This is a genomic window from Patulibacter sp. (assembly GCF_030655195.1).
Classification (GTDB): Bacteria; Actinomycetota; Thermoleophilia; order Solirubrobacterales; family Solirubrobacteraceae; genus Patulibacter.
Map to the genome: position 1 here is coordinate 48,060 of NZ_JAURWA010000044.1, position 25,170 is coordinate 73,229.

The 25,170-nt window shown below is 73.6% G+C and carries 24 protein-coding genes; 7 read left to right on the top strand and 17 right to left on the bottom strand.

What is annotated here, in order from left to right; genetic code table 11:
* Positions 1-32 precede the first annotated feature (32 nt).
* On the top strand, positions 33-791 hold the full coding sequence (locus tag Q7T67_RS04930) for an SDR family NAD(P)-dependent oxidoreductase (RefSeq protein ID WP_304786597.1): 759 nt from the start codon (positions 33-35) through the stop codon (positions 789-791).
* A gap of 27 nt (positions 792-818) precedes the next feature.
* Here the strand turns inward: Q7T67_RS04930 and Q7T67_RS04935 are convergent, their stop codons facing one another.
* A complete protein-coding gene (locus Q7T67_RS04935; RefSeq protein WP_304786598.1) occupies positions 819-1,403 on the bottom strand; it encodes a TetR/AcrR family transcriptional regulator in 585 nt (194 codons plus the stop codon).
* Between the two features lie 77 nt (positions 1,404-1,480).
* On the opposite strand from Q7T67_RS04935, the gene Q7T67_RS04940 reads away from it, so the two are divergent.
* Together Q7T67_RS04940 and Q7T67_RS04945 are read left to right on the top strand one after the other, a co-directional pair.
* Complete coding sequence (locus Q7T67_RS04940; RefSeq protein WP_304786601.1) at positions 1,481-2,248, top strand: alpha/beta fold hydrolase; 768 nt, start codon at positions 1,481-1,483, stop codon at positions 2,246-2,248.
* Between the two features lie 161 nt (positions 2,249-2,409).
* Entirely contained in the window at positions 2,410-3,414 is a 1,005-nt protein-coding gene (locus tag Q7T67_RS04945) for a peptidoglycan DD-metalloendopeptidase family protein (protein ID WP_304786603.1), read from the top strand.
* A 154-nt stretch (positions 3,415-3,568) separates the two neighbouring features.
* Here the strand turns inward: Q7T67_RS04945 and Q7T67_RS04950 are convergent, their stop codons facing one another.
* Positions 3,569-4,489, bottom strand: a complete 921-nt coding sequence (locus tag Q7T67_RS04950; protein WP_304786605.1) for an NADP-dependent oxidoreductase — start codon at positions 4,487-4,489, stop codon at positions 3,569-3,571.
* Positions 4,490-5,064: 575 nt separating this feature from the next.
* Between Q7T67_RS04950 and Q7T67_RS04955 the strand changes: the two genes are divergently transcribed.
* Positions 5,065-5,520: a RidA family protein gene (locus tag Q7T67_RS04955; protein WP_304786607.1), complete on the top strand. Its 456-nt coding sequence runs from the start codon at positions 5,065-5,067 to the stop codon at positions 5,518-5,520.
* A 4-nt stretch (positions 5,521-5,524) separates the two neighbouring features.
* Here the strand turns inward: Q7T67_RS04955 and Q7T67_RS04960 are convergent, their stop codons facing one another.
* From Q7T67_RS04960 to Q7T67_RS05030, 15 genes are all read right to left on the bottom strand, one after another.
* Positions 5,525-6,553 carry an LLM class flavin-dependent oxidoreductase gene (locus Q7T67_RS04960; RefSeq protein ID WP_304786609.1) on the bottom strand — a complete coding sequence of 343 codons (1,029 nt, stop codon included), beginning with the start codon at positions 6,551-6,553 and terminating at the stop codon, positions 5,525-5,527.
* On the bottom strand, positions 6,550-7,314 hold the full coding sequence (locus tag Q7T67_RS04965) for an SDR family NAD(P)-dependent oxidoreductase (RefSeq protein WP_304786611.1): 765 nt from the start codon (positions 7,312-7,314) through the stop codon (positions 6,550-6,552). The genes Q7T67_RS04960 and Q7T67_RS04965 overlap by 4 nt, the downstream gene beginning before the upstream one ends.
* Before the next feature lie 131 nt (positions 7,315-7,445).
* Positions 7,446-8,186: an SDR family NAD(P)-dependent oxidoreductase gene (locus Q7T67_RS04970; RefSeq protein WP_304786613.1), complete on the bottom strand. Its 741-nt coding sequence runs from the start codon at positions 8,184-8,186 to the stop codon at positions 7,446-7,448.
* Positions 8,183-8,875, bottom strand: a complete 693-nt coding sequence (locus Q7T67_RS04975) for a GntR family transcriptional regulator (RefSeq protein WP_304786615.1) — start codon at positions 8,873-8,875, stop codon at positions 8,183-8,185. The genes Q7T67_RS04970 and Q7T67_RS04975 overlap by 4 nt, the downstream gene beginning before the upstream one ends.
* A complete protein-coding gene (locus Q7T67_RS04980; RefSeq protein WP_304786617.1) occupies positions 8,872-10,365 on the bottom strand; it encodes an aldehyde dehydrogenase family protein in 1,494 nt (497 codons plus the stop codon). The genes Q7T67_RS04975 and Q7T67_RS04980 overlap by 4 nt, the downstream gene beginning before the upstream one ends.
* 106 nt (positions 10,366-10,471) lie before the next feature.
* The gene (locus Q7T67_RS04985; protein WP_304786619.1) at positions 10,472-11,956 is read right to left on the bottom strand and encodes an aldehyde dehydrogenase family protein; all 1,485 of its coding nucleotides are present in this window, start codon (positions 11,954-11,956) and stop codon (positions 10,472-10,474) included.
* 11 nt (positions 11,957-11,967) lie between these two features.
* The gene (locus tag Q7T67_RS04990) at positions 11,968-13,092 is read right to left on the bottom strand and encodes an NDMA-dependent alcohol dehydrogenase (protein WP_370695362.1); all 1,125 of its coding nucleotides are present in this window, start codon (positions 13,090-13,092) and stop codon (positions 11,968-11,970) included.
* Entirely contained in the window at positions 13,092-14,186 is a 1,095-nt protein-coding gene (locus tag Q7T67_RS04995) for an ABC transporter permease (RefSeq protein WP_304786624.1), read from the bottom strand. Before Q7T67_RS04995 ends, Q7T67_RS04990 begins: the two co-directional genes overlap by 1 nt.
* Entirely contained in the window at positions 14,183-15,763 is a 1,581-nt protein-coding gene (locus Q7T67_RS05000) for a sugar ABC transporter ATP-binding protein (RefSeq protein ID WP_304786626.1), read from the bottom strand. The genes Q7T67_RS04995 and Q7T67_RS05000 overlap by 4 nt, the downstream gene beginning before the upstream one ends.
* Complete coding sequence (locus tag Q7T67_RS05005) at positions 15,760-16,920, bottom strand: sugar ABC transporter substrate-binding protein (protein ID WP_304786628.1); 1,161 nt, start codon at positions 16,918-16,920, stop codon at positions 15,760-15,762. The genes Q7T67_RS05000 and Q7T67_RS05005 overlap by 4 nt, the downstream gene beginning before the upstream one ends.
* 35 nt (positions 16,921-16,955) lie before the next feature.
* The gene (locus Q7T67_RS05010) at positions 16,956-17,822 is read right to left on the bottom strand and encodes an MBL fold metallo-hydrolase (RefSeq protein ID WP_304786630.1); all 867 of its coding nucleotides are present in this window, start codon (positions 17,820-17,822) and stop codon (positions 16,956-16,958) included.
* A 3-nt stretch (positions 17,823-17,825) separates the two neighbouring features.
* The gene (locus Q7T67_RS05015; protein WP_304786632.1) at positions 17,826-18,206 is read right to left on the bottom strand and encodes a cupin domain-containing protein; all 381 of its coding nucleotides are present in this window, start codon (positions 18,204-18,206) and stop codon (positions 17,826-17,828) included.
* Positions 18,206-18,904 carry an isochorismatase family protein gene (locus Q7T67_RS05020; RefSeq protein WP_304786633.1) on the bottom strand — a complete coding sequence of 233 codons (699 nt, stop codon included), beginning with the start codon at positions 18,902-18,904 and terminating at the stop codon, positions 18,206-18,208. Before Q7T67_RS05020 ends, Q7T67_RS05015 begins: the two co-directional genes overlap by 1 nt.
* Entirely contained in the window at positions 18,901-20,313 is a 1,413-nt protein-coding gene (locus Q7T67_RS05025) for a dihydroorotase family protein (protein ID WP_304786635.1), read from the bottom strand. The genes Q7T67_RS05020 and Q7T67_RS05025 overlap by 4 nt, the downstream gene beginning before the upstream one ends.
* Positions 20,310-21,197 (bottom strand): oxaloacetate decarboxylase, encoded by an 888-nt coding sequence (locus Q7T67_RS05030; RefSeq protein WP_304786637.1) that lies wholly within the window; start codon positions 21,195-21,197, stop codon positions 20,310-20,312. The genes Q7T67_RS05025 and Q7T67_RS05030 overlap by 4 nt, the downstream gene beginning before the upstream one ends.
* Before the next feature lie 187 nt (positions 21,198-21,384).
* Between Q7T67_RS05030 and Q7T67_RS05035 the strand changes: the two genes are divergently transcribed.
* The 3 genes from Q7T67_RS05035 (at position 21,385) to Q7T67_RS05045 (ending at position 25,044) form a co-directional block, all read left to right on the top strand.
* Entirely contained in the window at positions 21,385-22,047 is a 663-nt protein-coding gene (locus Q7T67_RS05035) for a GntR family transcriptional regulator (RefSeq protein ID WP_304786639.1), read from the top strand.
* Between the two features lie 110 nt (positions 22,048-22,157).
* Complete coding sequence (locus Q7T67_RS05040; RefSeq protein ID WP_304786641.1) at positions 22,158-23,642, top strand: MmgE/PrpD family protein; 1,485 nt, start codon at positions 22,158-22,160, stop codon at positions 23,640-23,642.
* Position 23,643: 1 nt separating this feature from the next.
* Positions 23,644-25,044, top strand: coding sequence for an FAD-dependent oxidoreductase (locus tag Q7T67_RS05045; protein ID WP_304786643.1), 1,401 nt, complete (start codon positions 23,644-23,646; stop codon positions 25,042-25,044).
* Positions 25,045-25,170: the final 126 nt, after the last annotated feature.

The window sequence follows — 25,170 nt, forward strand, 5'->3', positions numbered from 1 at the left end:
GCCCGGCGCGGCGGCGGAGCACCGTGGAGTCCATGACCACTGCACCCATCGCCCTGATCACCGGCGGCAACCGCGGCATCGGCCGCAGCACCGCGATCGAGCTCGCCCGGGACGGCGTCGACGTCGTCCTGACCTACCGGACCAACGAGGAGGAGGCCCGCGCCGTCGTCGGCGAGATCCAGGCGCTCGGCGCCACCGGTCGTGCGCTGCGGCTCGACACGAGCGTCGTCCCGAGCTTCGGCGCCTTCGCCGACGAGCTGCGCGGGACGCTGGACGACCTCGGGCGCGACGGCGTCGACCTGCTCGTCAACAACGCGGGCACCGGCCTCGCGCGGCCCTTCGCCGAGACCACGCCGGAGCAGTTCGACGAGATGGTCGACGTGCACCTCAAGGGCGTCTACTTCCTCACGCAGCGGCTGCTCGGGGTGCTCTCCGACGGGGCCATGATCGTCAACGTCTCGAGCGGCCTGACGCGGTTCTCCCACGCCGGCTCGTCCGCCTACGCCGTCGTCAAGGGCGGCGTCGAGGTGCTGAGCCGCTACCTCGCGCTCGAGCTGGGCGGGCGCGGGATCACGGTCAACACCGTCGCGCCCGGGGCTGTCGCCACGGACTTCCGTGGTGGCGCGATCCGCGACTCGGCGCAGGTGCGCGAGATGATCGCGGCTGCCTCGCCCTTCGGCCGGGTGGCGGAGGCCGACGACGTCGGCACGGCGATCGCCGGTCTGTTCGCGAGCCGCAGCCGCTGGATCACGGGGCAGCGGATCGAGGTCTCGGGCGGGATGGCGCTCTGAGGCCTCCGGACGGGCGGGAGACGCCGATCAGGACGGGCCCGCCGCACCCGGCCTCGGCGTGCCGGCGTCCCGCTCGATCGTCCGGACGAACGCCTCGAAGGCCCGGCCCGTGCGCTCCACGTCCCCGGTCGCATCGAGGTCCATCAGCAGGCCGCGCAGGACGGCCAGGACCACCGTCGCGAGCTCGGGACGGCCGATCGTGCGCAGGCCGTCCTCCAGCGGGGCGAGCCAGTCCGTCGTCGCCCCCCGGCGGAACCCCGGCCAGAGCGGACCGCCGCCCGCCTCGTGCAGCGGGGTGAAGATCCGCAGGTAGCGCTGCCCCTCCGGCCCCGACATCCCGGGCCAGGCGCGACGGAGCGTCGCGGGGTAGGGCTCGTCGGCGCGGACGCGCAGCAGCGCACCGAAGGCCTCCAGCTGCCGTTCGCGCGCCCGCCGAAGGACCTCGCGGAGCAGGCCGTCGCGGGTGCCGAAGTGGTAGATCAGCATCCGGTTCGACACCCCCGTCGCGGCCGAGAACGGGGCGAGTCGATCGGGCAGCCCGTGCTCGAGCGCGTGGTCGACGCACGCGTCGATCAGCCGCTCGCGGATCTCGGGCTGCGGGCGCCGTCCCATCGATGGACCTTTTCACGTAACTGACGGTACGTCTACCGTTGGTCGGGACGGATCGAGCGAGGGACGGGGAGCGTCGGATGAGGGTCGTGTTCGTGCACGGGGCGTGCGTGAGGGACGGGGAGTGGTGGTGGCACCGGACCGCCGCGGCGCTGGCGGGCGAGGGCGTGCGGAGCGTCGCGCCGGGGCTGCCGAGCTGCGGGGAGGGCGGGGGCACGGTCGAGGGGACCGGGACGACCGTCGGCGGGGCCGGCCGTCGGTCGACGGAGGACGTCGTCCCGTCGTCACCCGACGCGACGGGTCCCGGGCTCGCCGAGGACGTGGCCGCGGTCCGTGCCGTCCTCACCGCCGACGACGAGCCGGCCGTGGTGGTCGGTCACAGCTACGGGGGCATCGTGGTCGCCGAGGCCGCGGCCGGGCTGGACGTCGTCCGTCACCTGCTGCTCGTGTCGAGCTACCTGCCGGAGCCGGGCGAGAGCCTGTCGACGTTCGGCCCCGACGAGCCGGCGCCGTTCCTCGAGGTCGATCCGGAGGGCGGCACCTTCACCGTCCGGCCCGATGCGCTGGCCGGCGTCTTCCTGCAGGACTGCGACGCCGGGACCCAGCGCGCGGCGACGGAGCGGATCGCCCGGCAGAGCGTGTCCGTCCTCGGGGCGCCCGTGGGCGCCGCGGCCTGGCACGACGTCCCGTCGACCTACGTCGTCTGCACGGACGACCTGGGCACCCCGGCCGCGGCGCAGCGCCGGTTCGCCGAGCGGGCGGGCCGCGTCGTCGAGCTCGACGCCGGCCATCACCCGTTCCTCTCGCAGCCGACCGCCGTCCGCGACCTGGTGCTCGGGCTGGGGTGAGGGGCGGGAGCGCGGGGCCGGAGTCCCGCAGGTCGCCGATGCGTCACGGGCCCGGCGACGAACCCGGAGGCGACCCGCGACGCCCCCACCGGCGAGCCCCGATGCCCACCCTCACGGTTTCCTCATCCACGGAGGGGTGGGCGGCGCGTAGACATCCGGGCATGGCCACCCCCCTGCAGCCCGCCGTCCCGCAGCGCCGCCGCACCCTCGTCGCGAGCCTCGTCGTCGCCCTGATCGGCACCGCCGCCGTCGGCGCTCCGTCAGCCACAGCGGCTCCCCGCGACGGGCGGTGCGACCCCGGCGAGTTCTGCTACTCGTTCAACTCGGGCTTCCAGGGCGCGGTCTCGGACTTCGCCGGCTCGGTGGCCGACTACGGCACGCGGCAGCCCGGGTGCTACGAGTTCCGCGGCGGGGGCGCCGGGTCGGGCCGCTGCATCAAGAACCAGGCCGCCGCGGCACGCAACCGCACCGGCGGCCCGGTCACCGTGTACTTCAACACCGGGTACGCCGGCCGGCAGCAGGTCGTCCCCGCCGGGGCCACGGTGGACCTCGTCCCGGGCCTGAAGAACGAGAACGCCAGCCACCGGTTCGGCGCCGCCGGTCCCGCGACCCCCACGCCGACGACGCCGTCCACCCCGGTCACGACGCCGACACCGACACCGACGCCGACGACCCCCGCTGCGATGCGGGGCGCGCTGTCCTCGGCGCTCTACGGCGGCCGCTCGGGTGGCCGCATCACGTGCGGGTACGACGGGTACACCACGACGCCGGGGGCGCACGAGGGCATCGACATCAAGCGCTCCGAGGGCTCCCCCGTGCTCAGCCTCAGCTCCGGGACCGTCACCTCCGTCGCGGCCGGGCGCCCGGGCCGGCGGCTGCGGACGGACCTCTCGACGATCGCGATCTACGACGGTGCGAGGAAGAGGACCGTCGTGTACCTGCACACCGCCCCGCTCGGATCGCTCCGGACCGGGCAGCGGATCAGGCGCGGACAGCGGATCGGCTCGGAGAGCTGGCGCGGGGTGACCACGCGCGGGGCCGGCCACACGCACGTCGAGGTGCGGACGGGTCGACAGACGAACGCGACGACCAGCGTGGGTGATCCCGACCTGCTGAACCCGAACCCCGCGCCCTACTGGATCTCGCTCGGGTACCAGGTCCGCTGAGGCCCCGGCCCTGACGGCCCGCCGGGCCGGGAGCGACCGCGCACCCGGGCGATCGCCCGCCGCTGTGGTGGACCGACGCCCGGGACCACGCCCGCATCGGGTGACGCCGGGCCGCCGCCTCGGTCCACGAGCACCGTCTTGCCGGGCCGCCGCCTCAGTCCACCAGCACCGTCTTGCCGCGCCGCCCGCGCATCCCCGAGCGGCGGTGCGCCTCGGCGGCCTCGGCGAGCGGGAGGGTCTCCGCGACCCGGGTCCGCAGGGTGCCGGCGGCGAGGCCGCCGAGCAGCTCCGCCAGGGCGTCGCGGTCGACCGCGACGAGGACCATCCGCTGCGTGAGGGCCGAGCCGTCCGGCAGCGCCGGGGAGCCGCCCGTCTCGACGATCGCGCCGCCCGGGGCGACGGCCGCGCGGACCGGCTCGCCCAGCGGCACCGCGTCGAGGACGTGGCGGAACGGGCCGACGGTGCCGAGGTCGACGTCCGGAGGCAGGACGACGTCGGCCCCCAGCCCGCGGACCCACTCCTCGTCGTCGGCGCCCGCGACCGCGGTGACGCGGACGCCCGCGGCGTGGGCGAGCTGCACCGCGAAGCCCCCCACCCCGCCGGACGCGCCCGTCACGAGGAGCTCCTCGCCCGCGGGGACGGCGAGCATCGCCAGGCACTGGTGCGCGGTGAGCCCGTTGAGGGGGACGGTCGCCGCCGCGACCGGGTCGAGGCCGGCGGGGCGGGTGACGAGCCACTCCGCCTCGACGAGGACGAGCTCGGCGTAGGCGCCGTACCGGCCGCCCGCGGCGTGCCACGGGATCATCGCGACCACCGGATCGCCCGGCGCGACGGCCTCGACGCCCTCCCCCACGGCGACCACCTCGCCTGCGAGGTCCCAGCCCGGCACGTACGGCGGGTCCTGGATCTCGAACACCGGCGGGTGCCACCCCGTGCGCGCCGCGAGGTCGATCGGGTTGACGGATGCGGCCTGCATCCGGACGACGGCCTGCCCGGCGACCGGCGCGGGGTCGGGCCGCTCGACGGTCTGCAGGACCTCGGGATCTCCGGGCTCGGTGACGACGACGACTCTCATCGGGAACTCCCTGCGGGGTGGGACGGCGGATGGTGACGGTGCGGCGACGAGTGTCGGCACGGTGAACGGCGACGGGGCGACGACCCGGGATGGGGCGACGAACCCAGGCGGGCCGACGGAGGCCGGCACGGCGACGACCGGGGATCGGGCGACGAACCCAGGCGGGCCGACGGAGGCCGGCACGGCGACGGGCCAGGGCGGGGCGACGGGCCAGGACCGAGCGACGGGCACGCCCCCGGCGGTCGGCGACGCGGGTGCCTCGGGACGGACGCGCGCAACGGGCGCTCCGGCGATACACACACCCCGGGGGAGGTATGCGCCGGACGACTCACGGTATGCGTCGGGCGACTCACGCGGCAGGAGGACATGTAGGGCTGCTGGGCCGTGCCGAACCTGCGTCGGCCTGTGCCGATGTCGCGACGAGGTGCGTCGACCCCGGGATGCGGTGCGTCGAACCCGGGGTGAGCTGCGTCGGACGTGGGGCCGGGGGCGTCCGACCCGTGGAGGAACGCCCGATGCTCCGCCGAACGACGGACCATGGAGATCCACCCGATCACCGGTCCGCGAGTCCCGGCGTGAGCACCCGCGACCGCGAAGGATGCGACCGCGACGGATCCGACGGCGACGGTCCCGTCGCCCACCGGATCAGGCTCGATCCCGATCCGACCGCCGCGGCGCACTACTCGCCGGGGTTCCGGATCGGCGACCTCGTGATCGTGTCGGGCCAGGCGGCGCTGGACCCGAACGGGAACACGGTCGGCGCGGGCGACTTCGACGCGCAGGCCGAGCAGGTGTTCGCGAACCTGCGTCGGGTGCTGGAGGCCGCCGGGTCGAGCCTCGACCGCGTGGTCAAGGTGACGATCTACCTGACCGACATGGCGAACTTCCCGAAGATCGTGCAGCTGCGAGCCCGGCACTTCAGCGAGCCTTGGCCCGCCGACACGATCGTCGAGGTGCGGGCGCTCGCCCGTCCCGAGCTGCAGCTCGAGATCGAGGCGATCGCCCTGGCCGGGGGCAGGCTCGTCGCCTGACCCCTCAGGCCGCGGCATCGCGCAGCCGCGGCAGGACGCCCTCACCGATCGCGCGGAGCGTCGGCCAGGGGTCCGGCATCGTCAGCGGCGCGATGACCTCGGTGATGCCGTGCTCGCCCAGGGCGGCGATGCGGGTCGCGACGTCCTCGGCGGTGCCGGCGATCGCGAACGAGTCGACGATGACGTCCGGGATGAGCTTCGCGTACTCCGGGCTGTGCAGCCACTGCACGTAGCTCTGCCGGGCACGGGCCTCCGACGAGACGCGCTCGAGCTCGGCGATCGTCTCCTGCAGCTCCTCCGGCAGGTCCTCGGCGGGGATCGCCCGGACCGCCGCGCGGGCGATCGCGGCGGCGAAGCCCCGGACCTCGTCGCGCGCCTTCGCGGCGTCCTCGTCCACGGCGACGGGCAGCATCGCCTGGACGTGGAAGCCCTCCAGGTCCTTGCCCGACTCGGCGCGGCCGGCGGCCACGCAGCCCAGCGCGTAGCGCAGGACCTGGGGATGGATGCCGAGCTTCAGGTACACGCCGTCCGCCGAGCGGCCCGCGGCGGTCAGCGACTTCGGCCCGCTGGACGCGAAGACGATCGGCACGTGCGGCGACGGCCAGTCGAGCTTGAGCTGCGCCTCCTCGTACTCGACGGTCTCGCCGCGGTGCAGCCCGTGGATGACGCGCGCGGTCTCCTCCATCCGCTTGATCGTCGCCCGCTTGCGGCCGATCGACTCGACGGCGGTCTCGCCCGTGCCGATGCCCAGGCGCACCTCGCGACCCCGGGCGTGCTCGGCGACGGAGCCGATCGCGCCGGCGATCACGGCGGGGTGGCGGGTGACCGGGTTGGTCACGCCGGTGCCCAGGCGGATGGTCGACGTGCGGTCGGCGACGAGGGCCAACGCGGTGTAGACGTCGCGGAAGAGGCTCTGGGAGTCCGCGACCCAGACGCCGGGGAAGCCGAGGCGCTCGGCCTCGGCGGCCAGGTCGGCGACCTCGCCGATCGGCCGGTCGGGGTGGAAGCCGATGCAGAAGTCCGGGACGCTCATGACAGCGGCACCTGGGCCAGGACGCCGCCGTCGACGAGCAGCGACGCGCCCGTGACGAACGACGCGTCGTCGGAGGCCAGGAAGGCGATCGTCGAGGCGATCTCCTCCGGCGTGCCCATCCGGCCCAGCGGGCTGGCGGAGCCCGCGGACGCCGCCGCACCCGCCGGGTCGTCCTGCTCGTCGAAGTAGCCCTGCAGGTTGGGCGTGAGGATGTACCCGGGGCTGACCGCGTTGACGCGGATGCCGTGCCCGGCGCCGTCGAGCGCCATCGCCCGGGTCAGCGCGAGGACCGCGCCCTTCGACGCGACGTACGCCGCGTCCTGCGGGAACGCCGCGTGCGAGGCGGTCGACGCGACCGTCACGATCGCGCCGCCCTTGGCCGTCATCGCGGTCCAGGTCGCCCGCGTGAGCAGGTGGATGCTGCGGACGTTGACGTCCATCTGACGGTCCCACTGGTCGTCGGTCAGGTCGTGCAGGGCACCGACGATCGTCTGGCCGGCCGCGTGGACGACGACGTCCGGGATGCCGTGCTCCTCCAGCGCGGCCGGGAACGCGTCGGCCACCGCGGCGGAGGACGAGAGGTCGATCGGCAGGACCGCGGACGGGCCGTCGATGCCGGCGGCGGTCTCCCGCAGCGCGTCCTCGCGGCGACCGAGCAGCACGACCGTCGCACCGTCTGCCGCCAGGCGCTCGGCGGCGGCCCGGCCGATGCCCGACCCGGCCCCCGTGACGTACGCGATCTGTCCTTCGAACCGACTCATCCTGCTCCTCGTCCCGCCGGCCTCGCCGGCGCTCGTTCTGGGTGGCCCGCCGTCACGGACACGCCCCGGTCTGCCCGGTCGTCCCGCCCCGGCCCGCCCGGCGGGCGGATCGAGACGGGACGACCGGGGCGCTACATCGGGAGCGCGGGCTCCCCGGCCGTCCAGCCGCCGTCGACCGGCAGCACCACGCCCGTCACCGCGGAGGCCATGTCCGAGGCGAGGAAGAGGATCGACGCGGCGATCTCCTCCGGCTCGAAGATGCGGCCCAGCGGCACGCGCCGCGAGACCGCGGCCTCGAGCTCGGGGGTCATCTGGCCCGTCGCCATCGGCGTGCGGGTGAAGCCCGGGCAGACCGCGTTGACGCGGACGCCCTCGCTCGCCCAGTCGATCGCCAGCGAGCGGGTCAGGGCCGCGACCGCGCCCTTGATCGCCGAGTAGGCCGACTGGTGCGGCAGGCAGACCAGGGCGGCCTGCGACGCAACGTTGACGATCGCGCCGGAGCGCCCCGCCAGCGCGGCGTGCAGCTCGCGCGTGGTGTGCACGACGCCCATCAGGTTGACGTCGAAGTTGCGCTGGTAGTCGCGCGGGTCGACGTCCTGCGCGGGCAGGTTCGGGGTGATCACGCCGGCGCAGTTGACGAGCACGTCGACGCCGCCCCAGCGGTTGCCCGCCTCGGCGGCGGCGGTCCCGACGGCCTCGGCGGAGGACACGTCCACCTGACGCGCCACGATCCGGTCGTCGCCACCGGTGTCGACGGGGTCGCGGTCCCAGGCCTCCACGGTGGCCCCCTCGGCGCGGAAGCGCTCGACGCACGCCCGCCCGATGCCGGAGCCGGCCCCGGTCACCACCACGATCTTGTCGTTCAGCATCATCGGTCGTTCTCCGGTGTCTCGTGGAGCAGGCCCAGCGTGCTGTGCAGGGCCGACTCCATGTGGATGGTCATCGCCGCGGCCGCGGCGTCGGGATCGCGGACCGCGATGGCCTCGACGATCCGCTCGTGCTCGTGCAGCGCCTCCGGGGCGCGTGCCGAGAGGAAGCCCGAGCGCGCGCGGACGAGCTTCAGCTCCTGGTTGACGAGCTGCAGGTACCGCGTCAGCGCGATGTTGCGGCTGCAGCGCACGATCAGCTCGTGCAGGTCCAGGCGCTCGGGGTAGTGGGGGACGAGGTCGCGCTCGACCTCGCCGCGAGAGTTGGCCAGCAGCGCGCGCAGCGTCGTGACCTCGTCCGCGCCGGCGCGCTCGGCGGCCAGCGCGGCCGCCTGGCACTCCAGGGATGCGCGGACCTCGAACAGCGCCCGCACCTCCCCCGCGTCGAGCGACCGGACGAACGCGCCGCGGTGGGACTCGATGCGCACGAGGCCGTCGCGCGCCAGGCGCTGCATCGCCTCGCGGACGGGCCCGCGGCTGACGTCGAGCTCGGCGGCGATCTCGACCTCGTTCAGCCGCGAGCCGGGCGGCCGCTCGCCGCTGACGATCTGTGCACGGATGGCCGCCTCGGCCTTGTCGCTGAGCGTGTGGCCGACGCGGGTGATCGCGTCGGGGCCGTGGCCGCGCCCGCTCACGAGGGCACCGCCGTCCGGATGCACACGGTCTTCGTCTCGGTGTAGTCGGAGAGGACCGCGTGGCCCATCTCCTTGCCCCAGCCGGATTGCTTGACGCCGCCGAACGGCATCGCCGCGTCGAACACGCCGTAGCAGTTGGCCCACACCGTGCCGACGCGCAGGCCGTCGGCCATGCGGTGGACCTTCGACGCGTCGCTGCTCCAGACGCCGGCGGCGAGCCCGAACGGCGAGTCGTTCGCGGCACGCAGCACGTCGTCGACGTCGTCGAACGGCTGGATCGCGACGACGGGGCCGAAGATCTCCTCGCGGACGATCGACATCTCGGGGCGAACGCCGGCGAAGACCGCGGGGCGCAGGAACCAGCCCGCGTCCCCGACCTCGTCGCCGCCGGTGATCAGCCGCGCGCCGTCGGCCACGCCGGCGTCGACGTAGCCGCGGACCACGTCGCGGTGCTCGGCGGTGACCAGCGGGCCGACCTCGGTGGCGGGGTCGAAGCCGTCGCCGACCCGCAGCCCGCGGGCGGCGTCGGCCACGCCCTCGACGACCTCGTCGTACACGCCGCGCTGCACGTAGAGGCGCGCGCCCGCGGTGCAGACCTCGCCCTGGTTGAAGAAGATGCCGTCCGCCGCGCCCTGGATGGCGGCGGGCAGGTCGGCGTCGTCGAAGATCACGTTCGGGCTCTTGCCGCCCAGCTCGAGCGAGACCTTCTTGATGCTCCCGGTGGCCCCGCGGATGATCGCGCGCCCGGTCTCGGTGGAGCCGGTGAACGCGACCTTGTCGACGCCGGGGTGCGCGACGAGCGCCGCGCCCGCGACGTGGCCGAAGCCGGGGACGACGTTCAGGACGCCCGCGGGCACGCCGGCCTCGAGGGCGAGCTCGCCCAGCCGCAGTGCCGAGAGCGGCGTCTGCTCGGCGGGCTTCAGGACCACGGTGTTGCCGCACGCCAGGGCCGGGGCGACCTTCCACGCGGACTGCCCGAGCGGGTAGTTCCACGGGACGATCAGGCCGCAGACGCCGACCGGCTCACGACGCGTGTAGGTGTGGAACGTGCCGGGGGCCGAGATCGGGATCGTCGTGCCCTCGAGCTTCGTCGCCCACCCGGCCATGTAGTGGAAGAGCCCCGCGGCACCGGGGACGTCGACGGCCAGCGCGCTGGCGTACGTCTTGCCGTTGTCGCGCGTCTCGAGGGCGGCCAGCTCCTCCGCGTGCTCGAGGATCAGGTCGCCGAGGCGCCACAGGATGCGGCTGCGCTCGGCGGGCGTGGCCCGCGGCCAGGGGCCGTCGTCGAACGCGCGGCGGGCGGCCGCGACGGCCAGGTCGACGTCGGCCGCACCGGCCTCCGCGACGTGGGCGAGGACCGCGCCGGTGGCGGGGTCCACGGTGGGGAAGGTGGCGCCGTCCCGGGCGTCCACCCGGAGACCGTCGACGAGCAGCCGCACGTCGCCGATCGCAGGGGCCTGCTCTCGCGGGCCTGCTGTCTGGGGGGTCATGGCTCGTCTCTCAGAGCGCGTCCGTGCGGGGCGTCGGCCCCGCGTCGGCGCAGCGGGGCCCGGGACCCGGAGGCCCCGTCGCCCGCTGCGCGCCGATCGCGATCGGTCAGTCGCCGACCTTGATGCAGACGGTCTTGCTCTCGGTGTAGTCGTCGAGCACGATCCCGCCCATCTCCCGGCCCCAGCCGGACTCCTTGTAGCCGCCGAACGGCATCGCCGCGTCGAACACGCCGTAGCAGTTGACCCACACCGTGCCGGCCTTCAGCGCGTCGGCCATCTTGTGCGCGGTCGACATGCTCTCGGTCCACACGCCGGCGGTCAGGCCGTAGCGCGTGTCGTTCGCGCGGCGGATGACCTCGTCGGTGTCGTCGAACGGCAGCACCGAGACGACCGGCCCGAAGATCTCCTCGCGGACCACGCGCGACTCGTCGGTGACGTTCGTGAAGACCGTCGGCGTCACGAAGTAGCCGCCGTCCTTCGCGTACGTGCCGCCGGAGGCGACGGTGCCCTCCTCGCGGCCCAGGTCCACGTAGCCCGTGACCTTCTCGTGGTGCTGCTTGGAGACGAGCGGCCCGATGAACGAGTCGGGATCGAAGCCGTCGCCGACCTTGATCGCCTCGGCGGCCTTCGACAGGCCCGCGACGACCTCGTCGTACACGGAGCGGTGCGCGTAGATGCGCGAGCCGGCCGCGCAGGCCTCGCCCTGGTTGTAGAAGATGCCGTCGGAGGCGCCCTGGATCGCGGCCTCGAGGTTGGCGTCGCCGAAGATGATGTCCGGGCTCTTGCCGCCGAGCTCGAGCGTCAGCTTCTTGATGTTGCCCTCGGCGGCGCGCATGATCGTGCGCCCCGTCGTGGTGGAGCCCGTGAACGACACCTTGTCGACGTCGGGGTGCGCGGTCAGCGCCGCGCCGGCGTCGGCGCCGAAGCCGGGGACGACGTTCAGGACGCCCTCGGGGATGCCGGCCTCGAGCGCGAGCTCGCCCAGGCGCAGCGCCGTCAGCGGCGTGACCTCGGACGGCTTCAGCACGATCGTGTTGCCGGCGGCCAGCGCCGGGGCGACCTTCCACGCGGCGATCGTCAGCGGGAAGTTCCACGGGACGATCAGCCCGACGACGCCGAGCGCCTCGCGCTTGGTGTACGTGTGGAACGTGCCCGGGAACGAGATCGGGATCGTCGAGCCCTCGAGCTTGGTGGCCCAGCCCGACATGTAGTGGAAGAGCCCGGCCGCGGCCGGGACGTCGCCGCCCTTGGCCTGCAGGAACGGCTTGCCGTTGTCCAGCGTCTCGAGGCCGCCGAGCTCGGCGGCGTTCTCGAGCAGCAGGTCGCCGAGCTTCCAGATGACCCGCGCGCGCTCGGCGGGCTTCATGTCGCGCCAGGGACCCGACTCGAACGCGCGACGCGCGGCCTTGACGGCGCGGTCGACGTCCTCGGCGCGGGCCTCGGCGACCTTCGCCAGGAGCTCGCCCGTGGCGGGGTTGAAGACGTCGAACGTGGCGCCCTCGGCGGCGTCGACGCGGTCGCCGTCGATCAGCAGGCGGGTGTCGCCGATCGCGGGGGCGTCGGCGTGGGGGGAGACGACGGGGGTGCTCATGCGATGACCTCTCAGGCCGCGACGGCGGCGTGGTCGTGGACGAGGACGCCGCGCAGGTTGACGCCCGAGACGAGGTCGTCGAAGCCCTTGTTGATGTCCTCCAGCGCGTAGCGGTTGGTGACGAGCTCGTCGAGCTTGAGCTTGCCGTCCTTGTACATCTTCAGGAGCATCGGGATGTCCTTGGCCGGGTTGCAGTTGCCGAACATGACGCCCTTGAGGCTCTTGGACATCGTCTGCAGGTCCTGCGGGTTGATCGCGATGCCCGGGGTGCTCTGGCCGAGCGAGCAGAGGACGCAGCAGCCGGTCTTGCCGATGGACGAGAACGCCTCGCCGATGATGTCCCCGTCGACGCGGCCGACGGTGATGATCGTGACGTCCGCACCCTGGTAGTCGGTGTGCTCGTGCACGAGGGGCATGGCCTCCTCGAGCGTCGCGAACGTCGCCGTGGCGCCGAACTCGGCGGCGCGCGCACGCTTGCCCTCGAGCGGGTCGACGACGATGACGTGCGAGGCGCCGGCCTTCGCGGCACCCTGCACCGCGTTGACGCCGACGCCGCCCATGCCCATGATCACGACGACGTCGCCGGGCTTGACCTCGCCGACGTTGACCGCCGCGCCGAAGCCGGTGGCCACGCCGCAGGAGACGAGGCAGGCGACCTCGAGCGGGATGTCGTCGTCGATCTTGATGGCCTGCTGCTCCGAGCAGACCAGGTGGCCGGAGAACGTGCCCAGGCGGCACTGCGCGCCGAGCGGCTCGCCGTCGAGGAAGAAGCGCGGGGTCCCGTCCATCGAGACGCCCTTCTCCATCAGGTAGCCGTTCTGGCACACGTACGACTGCCCGCGGGCGCAGTACTTGCAGACGCCGCAGCCGGGGATGAACGACGTGCAGACGTGGTCGCCGACCTTGACGCGCGTGACGCCCGAGCCGACCTTGCGCACGATGCCGGCACCCTCGTGGCCGCCGACGAACGGCAGCTCCACGGCCAGGTCGCCGTCGGTGATGTGCTGGTCGGAGTGGCAGAGACCCGACGCGTGGACCTCGATGAGGACCTCGTGGTCGTTGGGCTCGCCCAGCTCGAGGTCGACGACTTCCCAGCCGAGGCCGACGCCTCGGACGATGGCTCCACGGGTCTTCATCATGCGATGTCCTTCGAGTTGGTGGACTGCTGCGCGGCTTCCGCCGAAGCGGCCTGCCGTGCGTCGTTCTGCAGCCGGCGGTCGTTCCGCTGGCGCAGGATCTTGGAGAGGATCACGGCGATGATCAGTGCCGCGCCGTAGAACAGCTGCTGGACGTAGTTCTGCGCGCCGAGCAGCTGCAGGCCGGTCGTGCCGGTGACGATGAAGTAGAGGGCGATGAACGTCCCCCACGGGTTGAAGCGGCCGATCTTCAGCGTCGTCGAGCCGAGGAAGCACGCGGCGAACGCGGGCAGCAGGAACGAGGCGCTGGAGTTCGGGTCCGCGCTGCCGGTGGTTCCGGCGAGGACGACGCCCGCCAGGGCGGCGATCGTGCCGGAGGCCACCAGGGCGAGGAAGCGGGTGCGGCCGACGCTGATGCCGTTGAGGCGCGCCATGTCCTTGCTCTGGCCGACGAACAGCAGGCGCTGGCCCGACGGCGTGTAGTCGAACACCCACCAGAGGGCGGCGCAGAGCACGACGGCGTACCAGAAGTTCACCGGGATGCTGAGGACCGTGTTGGTCAGGACCGCGTCGGACAGGCCGACGTCGATGCCGCTGATCGTCGCGGAGTCCGAGATCCAGAACAGCACGCCCTGGAGCAGGGTCGACATGCCGAGGGTGACGATGAACGGGTCGATGTCGAACTTGACGACGACCGCGCCGTTGAAGGCCCCGATCACCGTGCCCGCGAGGATCGCCACGATGCAGGCCGGGACGATGCTCCAGCCCTCGTTGACGTTGAGGATCGCGACGAGCATCGCCGAGATGCCCAGCGTCGAGGCGACCGACAGGTCGTAGTCGCCGACCCGCAGCGGGATCAGCAGACCGAGCGCCAGGATCAGCAGCACGGTCTGCGACCCGAGCATGCTCGAGATGTTCCCCTCGGTGAGGAACCGGTCGGTCGTCAGCGAGAAGATGATGATGACGATCGCCCAGACGCCGATCAGGGCGAACCGCTCGGGTTCGCGGCGGGTCTTGAGCTTCACGGGCCCGGGCGCGGTGGGGCCGTCCGAGGGCCCGGAGGCCGCCGCGGGCCGCGTCGTGGTGGTGGTCATGCTGCGGCTCCTGCGTAGATGGCGGTGGTGAGGGCGTCCTTGGTGATCGCGTCGCCGGCGATCTCGTCGACCACGCGGCCCTCCGCGAAGATCAGGACGCGGTCGGCGAGCTGGACGAGCTGCTCGTAGTCGGACGTCGCGCAGAGGACGGACGCGCCCCCGGCGACGGCCTCGCGGACGAGGCGGAAGATCTCCCGGCGGGCTCCGACGTCGACGCCCTGGACGGGCTCGGCGAGGAGCATCACGGCGGGCTTCGTGTCGAGCCACTTGCCCAGGAGCGCCTTCTGCTGGTTGCCTCCGGAGAGGCTGGAGAAGAGCGCGGCGGGGTCGGCGGGCTTGACGTGCAGGCGGACGCAGGTGTCCTGCGACTGCTGCCGGAGCGAGCCCCAGCGCAGGCGGCCGCCCTTGAACGACGACTTCAGGAACGGCAGCGCCATGTTCTCCAGCACGGTGAGCCGGGGGGCGCTGCCGAGCGCCTTGCGGTCGGCCGGCAGGAGCACGACGTCGTGGTCGAGCATGCGCGCCGGGGTCGGCCGGGCGACGTCCTCGCCCCGGACGGAGAGGCTGCCGCCGTGGAGGGGCTCGACGCCGTAGAGGAGGTTCGTGAGCTCCTCGATGCCGGAGCCCGCGAGCCCCGTCACCCCGACGACCTCGCCGGGGTGCAGGTCGAGGTCGAGGCCGCGGACCCGCTCGCCGGAGAGGCCGCGCGTCGAGAGCGCGACCTCGGGGCTGCGGGTCGTGCCGTCGGCCGGCCGGGTGACCGCACCGATCTTGACGCCCAGGATCAGCTCGACGAGCTCGTCGCGGGAGAGCCCCGGGACGTCGCGCGTGCCGACGTTCTTCCCGTCCCGCAGGACGGTGACGCGGTCGCAGATCTCGAGGACCTCGTCGAGGTCGTGCGAGACGAGGATCACCGAGTCGCCGGCCTGCCGCAGGCGGTCGACGAGGCGGAAGAGGATCCCGACGTCGGCGCTCGGCAGGAAGACCGTGGGCTCGTCGAGGATCAGGAGCTGCGCGCGGCGCTCGCCGCCCTCGGCGAGCTGCTCCTGCGAGGCGACGGCGCGGACGATCGCGACCATCGCGCGCTGGACCGGGGTGAGCTGGTCCACGCGCGCATCGGGGTCGACGGCGACCTCGAACCGGGCGAGCAGCTCGGCGGCCCGGCGGCGCTCGGCGCCCCACGGGATCCGCCGCAGGGTGCCCTGCGCCGCGACGTGGTCGAGCGCCAGGTGCTCGAGGACCGTCGCGGCGTCGGTGAGACCGAGGTCCTGGTGGACGAAGGAGAGACCGCGGGTGCGCAGGCCGTCGGCGCCGAAGGGCATCGGCACCTCGTCCCCGTGCACGAGGACGCTGCCCTCGTCGGCGAGGTGCACGCCGGCGAGGACCTTGATGAGCGTCGACTTCCCGCAGCCGTTGGCGCCGAGGAGCCCGTGGACCTCGCCGGCGGCCACCGCGAGATCGACGCCGCCGAGCGCAGGGACCCCGCTGAACCGCTTCACGAGGCCTGCGATCCGGAGGACGTCCGTGCCGGGGGTGCTGCTCGCGGTCCCGGTCGGTGCGTGGCCGGTGCTGCTCACTGCAGGCCCCACAGCTTGTCGTAGCCCGCGTCGACGTCGCCGAAGCCCTGACCGGTGACGGGCGGGTTGCCGGCGTCGTCCACGTTCTCGGGCGTGAAGACGCGCAGCGGGGCGGCCGGCTTGTCCAGCGGCTTCTTGTCGAGCATCAGGCGGAAGGCCTGGTCCATCGTCAGCAGGCCGATCAGCGTCGGGCTCTCGCCGACGTTCATCTTCAGGTTGCTGCCGCCCTTCTGCATCAGGGCGTTGATCGACGGCGTGCCGTTGAACGAGTAGACGTTGACGGTGCGGCCACGGGCGGCCTGGCGGATCGCCGGGTCCGTGTACTGCGCCATCGAGTCGTAGATCGGCAGGATCGTGTTGATGTCGTCCGCGCGGTTGAGCTCGGACTGGACCTGCGGCTGGATCTTCGTGGCCCAGTCGGCGACCGGGACGTTCGTGACCGTCAGCGAGCAGGAGGAGCCGCAGCGCTTGGAGAGCTCGTCCTTCATCGCGGCGACCATGCCCTTGGAGGGGCGCGTCTCGTCGGAGGAGATGGCCAGCGCCTTGACGGGCTTGCCGTTCTGGTCGGCGATCGCCTTGTCCACCATCAGGCGGGCGGCGTTGTAGAACTCGCCGGCGGCCACGGCGTCGACGCCGGACGGCGTCGGGGAGGTCGGGTCCTCCTCGTGCGCGGCGATGACCTTGATGCCGGCGGCCTTCGCGTTGCGCAGCTGCGGCGCGAGCGTGTCGGGCAGCGGGCCGTTCAGGATGATGACCGACGCCTTGGCGTTGATCGCGTCGGCGAAGCCCTGCTGGAAGTCGGAGACCTTGCCCTGCGCCGGGTAGGTGACGTACTTGACGCCGGCCTTCTTGGCGGCGGCGGACATCGCGGCCTCGCCGTCCTTGTAGAACGGGATCGAGGTCGTGATCGGGATCGAGTAGACCGTCTTGCCCTTGAGGCTCGAGACGTCGATCGGCTCGGCGTCGGACTCGAACGTCGGGACCGCGGAGAACTTCTCGATCTGCGCCTTGGCGTAGTCGACGTTGGCCGTGGTGACGTCCGAGCCGGCGGAGCCGCCGCCGGAGCCGGAGGACGAGCTCGAGTCGTCGGAGCCGCAGCCCGCGAGGACGGAGACGCCCATGACGGCGACGGCGCCGAGTGTGGTGAGTGTGCGCATCTGATTCCTTGTCTTGTGGGTCGGTGCGGTGGGGTTCAGCGGTCTCGCAGCGCGGGGGCTGCTTCGAGGTCGTCGAAGATCTGCTCGATCGAGCGGCGTTGGAAGTGCTCGATCAAGTGGTCGGGGTAGCCCGGGGCGTCGCCGGTGTCCGCGTGGATCAGGTCCTCGAACCTGATGCGCTCCGCGCACCGCTCGCGCGACTCGCCGCGGTCGATCGCGTCGGCGACGCGGCCGACGAGCTCGCGGCCCAGCTGGCGGTAGCGGTCCAGCAGCTCGCGGCCGCCGGGCTCGCCGTGGCCGGGCACGAGGTGCTCGAACGCCAGCGCGTCGGCGCGGTCGATCGCGTCGAAGAACCGCTCGACGCTCGCGTCCAGGAACGCCGGCAGGCCCAGGTTGCAGACGTCGTCGCCCGTGAACAGGACGCCCTCGTCGGGGACGTGCACGAGGATCGTGTTGACCGTGTGGCCCGGAGCGTGGTGCAGCTCGAGGCGACGGTCGCCGACGATCAGCTGCATCCGGTCGTCGAAGGTGACGTCGGCCAGGCGGACCTCGTAGTCGTCGACGAGCGGCACGGAGGCCTCGTCGATGACCGCGAAGAGGTCGCGCAGGTACTCGTGGGTCGGCGCGCCGGTGACGAGCCGCTCGCGGGTGATGCGGTGCGAGACGACGGTGCCGGGCACCCAGCGGTTGCCGATCGTGTGGTCCGGGTGGTGATCGGTGTTGATGAGCCAGCGCACGTCGCCGTGCTCGGCCACGGTGGCCGCCCAGGCGATCGCGTCGGTCGGGCGGTGCGGGGCGTCGACCAGCGCGAGCGTGCCGTCGCCGCCCTCGACGATCCCGTTGTTGGACCCGAGGTGCTGCGTCTCGACGAGCACGCGGTCGGTGAGGCGTCGGAGGGCCACGGTTCAGGCCTCCGGGTCCGCGGCGGGCGGCAGCGACGGGGCGCCCAGGGCGCCGATGAGGTTCTCGACCCGCAGCGGGGCGAAGATCTCGATGATCACGGCCTCGCCCTCGATCGAGCGCCCGGAGTGCTTCGTGCCCTTCGGGACGATCGCGACGTCGCCGGCCGAGAGGACCATCGTCTCGCCGCCGATCGTCAGCTCGACGGAGCCCTGGATCACGACGTTGGCCTGCTCGTGGTCGGGGTGCTCGTGCTCGGGCAGCGTCGTGGGGTGGATCCACCGGATGCGGTTGATCCCCATCTGCGCGCCGGCGACGGCCACGCGGAAGTTGTTGGGCAGGCCCTCGATCTCGGGCTGGTCGTCCCAGCTCGTCGCGTAGGCCATCAGGCGGCGCTCCCGAGCTCGCGCACCTGCGCGACGACCTCGTCGGTGCTCTTGACGTCGGCGTACTTCTGGCCGAGGTCGAAGAGGTTGGCCTGGTGGACCGTCGGGGTGCGGTCGTACACCGCGTCGTGCGGGACGACGCACTTGAAGTTGTAGGAGAAGGCGTCGACGACGGTGCCGCGGACGCAGCCCGAGGTGGTCGCGCCCGTCGCGATCACTGTGTCGGCACCCAGGCCGATCAGGTAGCTGGCCAGCGGCGTGCCGAAGAACGCCGAGGGGTGCTTCTTGGGCAGCAGCAGGTCGCCCGGTTGCGGCGCGACGGCGTCGGGGAAGCGGTACCCGTGGTCGGGCACGTCCATGATCCCCGGCACCTTGGCGCCGAGCACGCCGCCGCGGTCCTCGGCCGTCTTCGGCGCGACGTGCGGGTAGAGGATCGGCAGGCCCTGCTCGCGGAAGACCGCGACGAGCTTGGCGATCTGGTCGACGGCGGCCCAGCCCACGTCGCCGCAGGAGGTCGTGTAGTCCGCGAGCGACTCGAAGAACGGCTTGGGGCTGTTGCCCATCGTGCGGTGCTGCACGTCGATGATCAGCAGCGCGGGACGCGTGCCGAAGCCGGAGGGGCGGCCGAAGCCGGCGGCCTCGTAGCGGCGCTCGTCGTCCTCGGTGATGACGTCGGACCAGGGGCTCTTCGGGCTCATGCGCGGACTCCGGTGGTCGTGGGGACGCCGCTGCGGTGCCGCGGCAGGTACCGGCCGGCGGCGTCGCCGACGGGCGCGCCGTCGGCGAAGACGGTGCGGCCCCGGACGATCGTGCGCTCGACGCGGACGCCGACCTCGACGCCCTCCCAGGGCGTGAACCCGGCGCTCGCGAACTCGCCCTCGGCGGTGATCGTGGTCGGGGCGTCGAGGTCGACGACGACGAGGTCGGCGTCCATGCCCGGGCGGATCGCGCCCTTGCGGTCGCCCAGGCCGAACGTCTGCGCGGGGCGGGTCGAGACCAGGTCGACCAGGCGCTCCAGCGCGATGCCGCGGCGCAGGTGGCCCTCGGTGAGGACCAGCGGCAGCAGCTGCTGCATGCCGGGGAAGCCGGGCGACGCCTTGGCCAGGCCGCCCTCCTTGAAGGAGCCGTGGCGCGGGACGTGGTCCGAGCCGATGGTGTCGACCTCGCCGGCCTCGATCGCGGCCCACAGGGCCTCGCGGTCGGCGGCGGGGCGCAGCGGCGGGTTGACCTTGCCCTCGACGCCGACGTCGGAGGACGTGTCGAGCGTGAGGTAGTGCGGACAGGTCTCGATCGAGATGCGCGGCTGGTGCGCGCGGACGTCGCGCAGCACGTGCAGCGACATCTCGTTCGTCACGTGCACGGCGTGGACGTCCGCCTGGGCGAGCATCGAGAGGAAGCCGATCCGCTCGAGCGCCTCGGCCTCGACGTGGTCGGGACGCGAGCGGTCCCACAGCTCCAGCGGCGAGCCCTCGCCGTCGAGCACGCCGTCCCTGGCGTAGAGCTTGATGAGGTCCGCGTTCTCGGCGTGCGGGTTGACGATCGCGCCGTTCGCGCGGGCCGCCTGCAGCAGCTCGAGCAGGAAGCCGTCGTCGTTGCCCGGCAGGCCCAGGCGCAGGCCCTCGTCCGTGCGGAAGTTCATGAAGAACTTGAAGGACGAGACGCCGAGGTCCTGCACGTAGTGCGGGATCGCCTCGAGCTGCTCGCGGGTGCCGATGCAGAAGTGGAAACCGAAGTCGATCCGGGAGTCCGCCTCCATCGCCGCGCGGGCGGGCGGGAGGACGTCGTCGTAGGGATCCGCCGACATGAGGTAGGCGACGAGCGACGTGACGCCGCCGGCCGCGGCGGCCGCGGTCTCCGGGGCGACGTCCTCCGGGGTGCGCGGGACGGTGATGTCCGCGCCGAGGTGGACGTGGGCGTCGACGACGCCCGGCAGCACGTGGCGCCCGGAGACGTCGAGGGTCTCGCGGGCGTCCGCCGGGGTCCCGGGGGCGACGATCCCGGCGATCGTGCCGCCGGAGACCAGGACGTCCGCGAGCTGCGGCGGGCCGCCCGGCAGGACGACGGTGCCGCCGGCGAGGCGCAGGTCGAAGGAGGTCGCGCTGCTCACGAGGCGTACCGCGCCTCGAGCTCGTCGAAGAAGGGCTTGCCGACGGCGTCCTGGCGCTCCTGCCAGGTGGCCATGTCGTCGAGCAGGTTGGTGCTGATGCCCTCGCTCTTCAGCTCGGCGTAGGCGCGGGTGACCGCGCGCTGGGCCGAGCGCAGCGCGGCGTTGGCGTAGAGGACGACGGAGTAGCCCAGCTCGCCGAGCTCGTCGAGCGCGACGATCGGCGTCGAGCCGCCCTCGACCATGTTGGCCACCAGCGGCGCGTCGACCTGCTCGGCGAAGTGCCGGAGCTCGTCGACCGAGGTCGGGGCCTCGATGAAGATGATGTCCGCGCCGACCTCGACGAAGCGGTTGGCGCGCTCGATCGCGGCCTCCGGGCCGTCCGTGGCGCGGGCGTCGGTCCGGGCGATGATCAGCGTGTCGTCCGAGCGGCGGCTGTCGAGCGCCGACTGCAGCTTGCCGGCCATCTCGTCCAGCGGCACGATCGCCTTGCCGGCGAAGTGGCCGCACTTCTTCGGGAAGATCTGGTCCTCGAACTGGATCGCCGAGGCCCCGGCGCGCTCGAGCTTGCGGACCGTGTGGCGGACGTTGATCGCGTTGCCGAAGCCCGTGTCGCCGTCGACGACGAGCGGGACGTCGACGACGTCGCTGATGGCCGCGACGTGGTCGGCGAGCTGGTCGACGCTCGTCAGGCCGATGTCCGGGACGCCGAGGCGCGAGTTGGCCAGGCCGGCGCCGGTGACGTAGATGGCCTCGAAGCCGGCGGCCTGGGCGAGGCGGGCGCTCAGCGCGTCGTAGACCCCGGGCAGCAGCAGCGGCTTGCGGGTGCTGCCTGCCGCGGCGACCTGGTCCTTCAGAGGGGCGATGACGCGCTGTCCGTGATCCACGCCACAGACCAAACCACACGGTCCTGTCGATTGTCAACAGTTGATCGTTGAACGTTTGGCACAACCCGTATGGCCCAGATGGCAGAGGCGTCCGTCCGGGAGCGCCCCGCGTAGGCTGTCCCCAGATGCACGCCCGTCCCGCACCAGGCAGCCCTTCGTCGCTCGCGACCACCACGGCGGGGCGCGCATGAGCACGAGCGAGCGGGCGCCCATCGCGCGCTCCGGCAACTCGTTCAGCGATCAGGTGGAGCGGGCGCTCCGCCAACAGATCCTCCGAGGGGTCCATCCACCGGGTGGCCGGCTCAACGAGGTCGAGATCGCGACGGAGCTCGGGGTCAGCCGCGGACCGGTCCGCGAGGCCATGCAGCGCCTGGCGCGGGACGGCCTGGTGGAGCTCCAGGCCCACCGCGGCGCCTTCGTGCGGGAGCTGACCCAGCGCGAGGTGCGCGACCTCTTCGAGGTCCGTGTGGCACTGGAGCGCACCGTGGCCCGCCTGGCCGCGGGCCGCGCGTCGGACGAGCACCGCGAGCAGCTCGCCAGGATCCGCGACGGGCTGGCCGACGACGACGGGGCCGACGCCCGGTTCCAGGGCGAGCGCGACGTCCACGCCCTGCTCGCCGCGGCGGCCGGCAACGAGACGCTGGCGGCGCACGTCGCCCTGGTCAACCAGGAGCTGCAGCTGCTGCGCACGCGCTCCGGCGACATCCCCGCCCGGGCCGACAACGCCGTCGCGGAGCACGACGAGCTCGTCGACGCCGTGCTCGACGGCGACGGGGACCGGGCCTCGGCGGCCATGGAGACGCACCTGGTGCGCGCGCTCGAGCACGCCCTGCGGTCGATGACCGACTGACGTCCGTTGCGATGACTGTCGATTGTTGACAGTTCACCCGTCGCGCCCTAGCGTGTGCGCCAGCGCACGGTGCCGCCCCTCGCGGTGCCTCCCGTCGACGCGCACGCCCCATGCCCGAGCTCCCCCTCCCCCCGCAGGCCGCGACCCCGCAGGACCTCGCGTCCTCCGCCGGCCCGGCGTCCTCCGCGGACGCCACCGCGACCCCAGGGTCGATGAGCGCGTCCGCACAGGCCGACGCCTCCGCCACGGGGTTCGAGGCGCTCGTCCGCTGGGCCGCGGCCCTGCGGCCCGCCGACCTTCCCGTCGACGTCCGGGAGCGCGCGCTGCTCGTGCTCGCCGACGACGTGGCGGCGATGATCGCCGTCCGCGACGACCCGCAGGTCACCGCCGTCCGCGACACGCTCGTGCAGCCTGGCCAGCCCGAGGAGGCCACGCTGTTCGCCGGCGGCCGACGCCGGGGCGAGCGCGCGGCCGTCGCCGGGGCCAACGGCGCGGCGGGCGACTGGGCGGAGATGGACGGCGGCTACCGCCCGGCCACCTGCCACGCCGGGCTCTACGTCCTGCCCGCCCTGCTGGCCGAGGCGGAGCACCACGACCGCACCGTGGAGGAGCTCCTGACCGCGCTGGTCGCCGGCTACGAGGTCGTCACCCGCGTCGCCCGCGCCTGGCGCCACGACGAGATGGTGATCCACCCGCACGCGCTGCTCGGCCCGATCGGGGCCGCGGCGGGCGCGGCCCTCGGCTCGGGCCTCGCACCCGACCAGGCGGTGGCGGCGGTCTCGGCCGGGGCCACCACCTCGATGCTCGGCCCGTTCGACCACGCGCTCACCGGTGCGTTGGTGCGCAACGTGTGGCCCGGCATCGCGGCGTGGACCGGGGTGCAGCTCGCCCGGTGGTCCGCCGCGGGGATCGGCGGCGACCCGACCGCGCCGCACTCCGCGTTCACCGGCGCGATGGGCGCGACCGCCGATCCCGCGCGGCTGACGGACGGCCTCGGCGAGACGTGGGCGATCCGCGACGGGTACCACAAGCTCTTCGCCTGCTGCCAGTACGCGCACTCGACGGTCGAGGCGCTGCTCGACGCCCGCGACGAGCTCGGCCCGGACGCCCCCGAGGCGATCGAGGAGATCGTCGTCCGTACGCACCCGCTGGCGCTGCGCCTCGACGAGGCGCGGCCGACCACGAGCCTGGCCGCCAAGTTCTCCGTCCCGCACGCCGCGGCCGCCGCGATCGTCCGCGGCGAGGTCGACGCCGACGCGTGCGCCCCCGCCGCCGTCGCGGACGAGCGGATCGCCGCGCTGCGCGAGCTCGTCCGCCTGGAGCCGTTCCTCCCCACCCCCGCGCCGCCGCACGACCGTCCCTCGACGATCGTCGTCCGGCTGCGGGACGGCCGCACCGTCGAGCGCACGTGCCTGAGCGCGATCGGCTCGCCCGATCGGCCGCTCGGCCTCGACGTCCTGCTCGACGACAAGATCCTCGGCGCCGTCGGCGCCGTCCACCCCCGGTACGTCCCCACGATCCGACGCCTGCTCGAGCACCCCGAGCTGCACCGGCGTCCCTGGCGGGCGACCCTCGACGACCTCCTTGGAGGCTGAGATGCCGCAGATCAACACCACGGGCGACTTCGACACCGAGGTCGACGTCCTCGTCGTCGGAGCGGGCGGGGCCGGCCTCGTCGCCGCCCTCGCCGCCCACGCCGCCGGCGCGACCGTCGCCGTCGTCGAGAAGCACGACCGCGCCGGTGGCAACACCGCGCTCTCCACCGGCTCCGTCCCCGGCGGCGGCACGCGGTACCAGGCCGAGGCCGGCATCGAGGACTCCCCCGAACGGATGGCCGAGGACCTGCTGCGCCAGAGCGGCCCCCACGACGCCGAGTGGCTGACCCGGCAGCTCGCCGTGCAGTCCGCCCCGCTGGTCGAGTGGCTGCGCGAGGACGTCGGCATCGAGCTCGACCTCATCACGGACTACAAGCACGTCGGCCACTCCGTCCCGCGGCTGCACGCGCCGAAGAGCCGCAAGGGCCAGGACCTCGTCGACGACCTCGTGCGCGCGCTCGAGGAGCGCGAGATCCCGCTCGTCCTCGGCCACCCCGTCGAGGACCTGCTGCTCGACGACGACGGCGCCGTCTCCGGCGTCCTGGTCCGCGGCGACCGCGTCGCCGAGACGCGCCTGGGCGCCCCGAACATCGTCCTCGCCGCCAACGGCTTCGGCGGCAACCGCGAGATGCTCCGCGAGTACTGCCCCGACATCGCGCAGGCCGAGTACTTCGGCGCGCACGGCTCCACCGGCGAGGCCGTCGCCTGGGTCCGCGACCTCGGCGCGAAGCTCGAGAACATCGGCGCCTACCAGGGCTACGCCGCGGTGGCCTACCCGCACGGCTCGATCACCAGCTGGACCACGGTCGAGATGGGTGGCGTGCTCGTCAACCCGCACGGGCAGCGCTTCGGCGACGAGACGATCGGCTACTCCGGCTTCGCCGCCGACGTGCTCGCCAACGGCGGGACCTCGTGGGTGCTCTTCGACGAGCGGATCCGCGACTACGTCGCCGGCAACGAGCTCGAGTTCCGCGAGCTCGTCGAGCTGGGCGGCGTCCGCACCGCCGAGGACCCGCGCGAGCTGGCCGAGTACTTCGACCTGCCCGCCGAGGCCCTGGCCGCGACGGTCGCCGAGGCCGCCCGCGACGCGGCCGCCGGCGCGCCCGACCGCTTCGGCCGCAGCGACTTCGGCTTCGGCCCGCTCCAGGCCCCGTACGCGATGTGCCGCACGACCCCGGGCCTCTTCCACACCCAGGGCGGCGCGGCGATCGACGTCGACGCCCGACCGCTGCGCACCGACGGCTCGACGATCCCGCGGATCTTCGCCACCGGCGGCGTGGCCGTCGGCATCAGCGGCCGCACGGGCGGCCGCGGCTACAGCTCGGGCAACGGCCTGCTGACCGCGATGGGCCTGGGCCGCGTCGCGGGCGCGGCGGCCGCGAACGTGCCGCTGCCGCGATGAGCGGGGCCGCCGGGGACGGGCCCGCCGAGGCGACCGGGACGACCCGGGCGGGCGGGCCCGAGGTCCCCGCCGCCGTCGCGCTGGTCGACCGCGCCCTCGCGCTGCGCGGGGCCACCCTGCCGGCCG

Excerpts from the sequence above, each read along its gene's own strand:
- Q7T67_RS04995 (WP_304786624.1), bottom strand. The coding sequence starts at position 14,186 with ATGACCACCACCACGACGCGGCCCGCGGCGGCCTCCGGGCCCTCGGAC.
- Q7T67_RS05040 (WP_304786641.1), top strand. The coding sequence starts at position 22,158 with ATGCCCGAGCTCCCCCTCCCCCCGCAGGCCGCGACCCCGCAGGACCTC.
- Q7T67_RS05015 (WP_304786632.1), bottom strand. The coding sequence starts at position 18,206 with ATGGCCTACGCGACGAGCTGGGACGACCAGCCCGAGATCGAGGGCCTG.
- Q7T67_RS04945 (WP_304786603.1), top strand. The coding sequence starts at position 2,410 with ATGGCCACCCCCCTGCAGCCCGCCGTCCCGCAGCGCCGCCGCACCCTC.
- Q7T67_RS04965 (WP_304786611.1), bottom strand. The coding sequence starts at position 7,314 with ATGAGTCGGTTCGAAGGACAGATCGCGTACGTCACGGGGGCCGGGTCG.
- Q7T67_RS05005 (WP_304786628.1), bottom strand. The coding sequence starts at position 16,920 with ATGCGCACACTCACCACACTCGGCGCCGTCGCCGTCATGGGCGTCTCC.
- Q7T67_RS04980 (WP_304786617.1), bottom strand. The coding sequence starts at position 10,365 with ATGACCCCCCAGACAGCAGGCCCGCGAGAGCAGGCCCCTGCGATCGGC.
- Q7T67_RS05035 (WP_304786639.1), top strand. The coding sequence starts at position 21,385 with ATGAGCACGAGCGAGCGGGCGCCCATCGCGCGCTCCGGCAACTCGTTC.
- Q7T67_RS04970 (WP_304786613.1), bottom strand. The coding sequence starts at position 8,186 with ATGATGCTGAACGACAAGATCGTGGTGGTGACCGGGGCCGGCTCCGGC.
- Q7T67_RS04950 (WP_304786605.1), bottom strand. The coding sequence starts at position 4,489 with ATGAGAGTCGTCGTCGTCACCGAGCCCGGAGATCCCGAGGTCCTGCAG.
- Q7T67_RS04960 (WP_304786609.1), bottom strand. The coding sequence starts at position 6,553 with ATGAGCGTCCCGGACTTCTGCATCGGCTTCCACCCCGACCGGCCGATC.
- Q7T67_RS04930 (WP_304786597.1), top strand. The coding sequence starts at position 33 with ATGACCACTGCACCCATCGCCCTGATCACCGGCGGCAACCGCGGCATC.
- Q7T67_RS04935 (WP_304786598.1), bottom strand. The coding sequence starts at position 1,403 with ATGGGACGGCGCCCGCAGCCCGAGATCCGCGAGCGGCTGATCGACGCG.
- Q7T67_RS04990 (WP_370695362.1), bottom strand. The coding sequence starts at position 13,092 with ATGAAGACCCGTGGAGCCATCGTCCGAGGCGTCGGCCTCGGCTGGGAA.
- Q7T67_RS04940 (WP_304786601.1), top strand. The coding sequence starts at position 1,481 with ATGAGGGTCGTGTTCGTGCACGGGGCGTGCGTGAGGGACGGGGAGTGG.
- Q7T67_RS05045 (WP_304786643.1), top strand. The coding sequence starts at position 23,644 with ATGCCGCAGATCAACACCACGGGCGACTTCGACACCGAGGTCGACGTC.
- Q7T67_RS05020 (WP_304786633.1), bottom strand. The coding sequence starts at position 18,904 with ATGAGCCCGAAGAGCCCCTGGTCCGACGTCATCACCGAGGACGACGAG.
- Q7T67_RS04985 (WP_304786619.1), bottom strand. The coding sequence starts at position 11,956 with ATGAGCACCCCCGTCGTCTCCCCCCACGCCGACGCCCCCGCGATCGGC.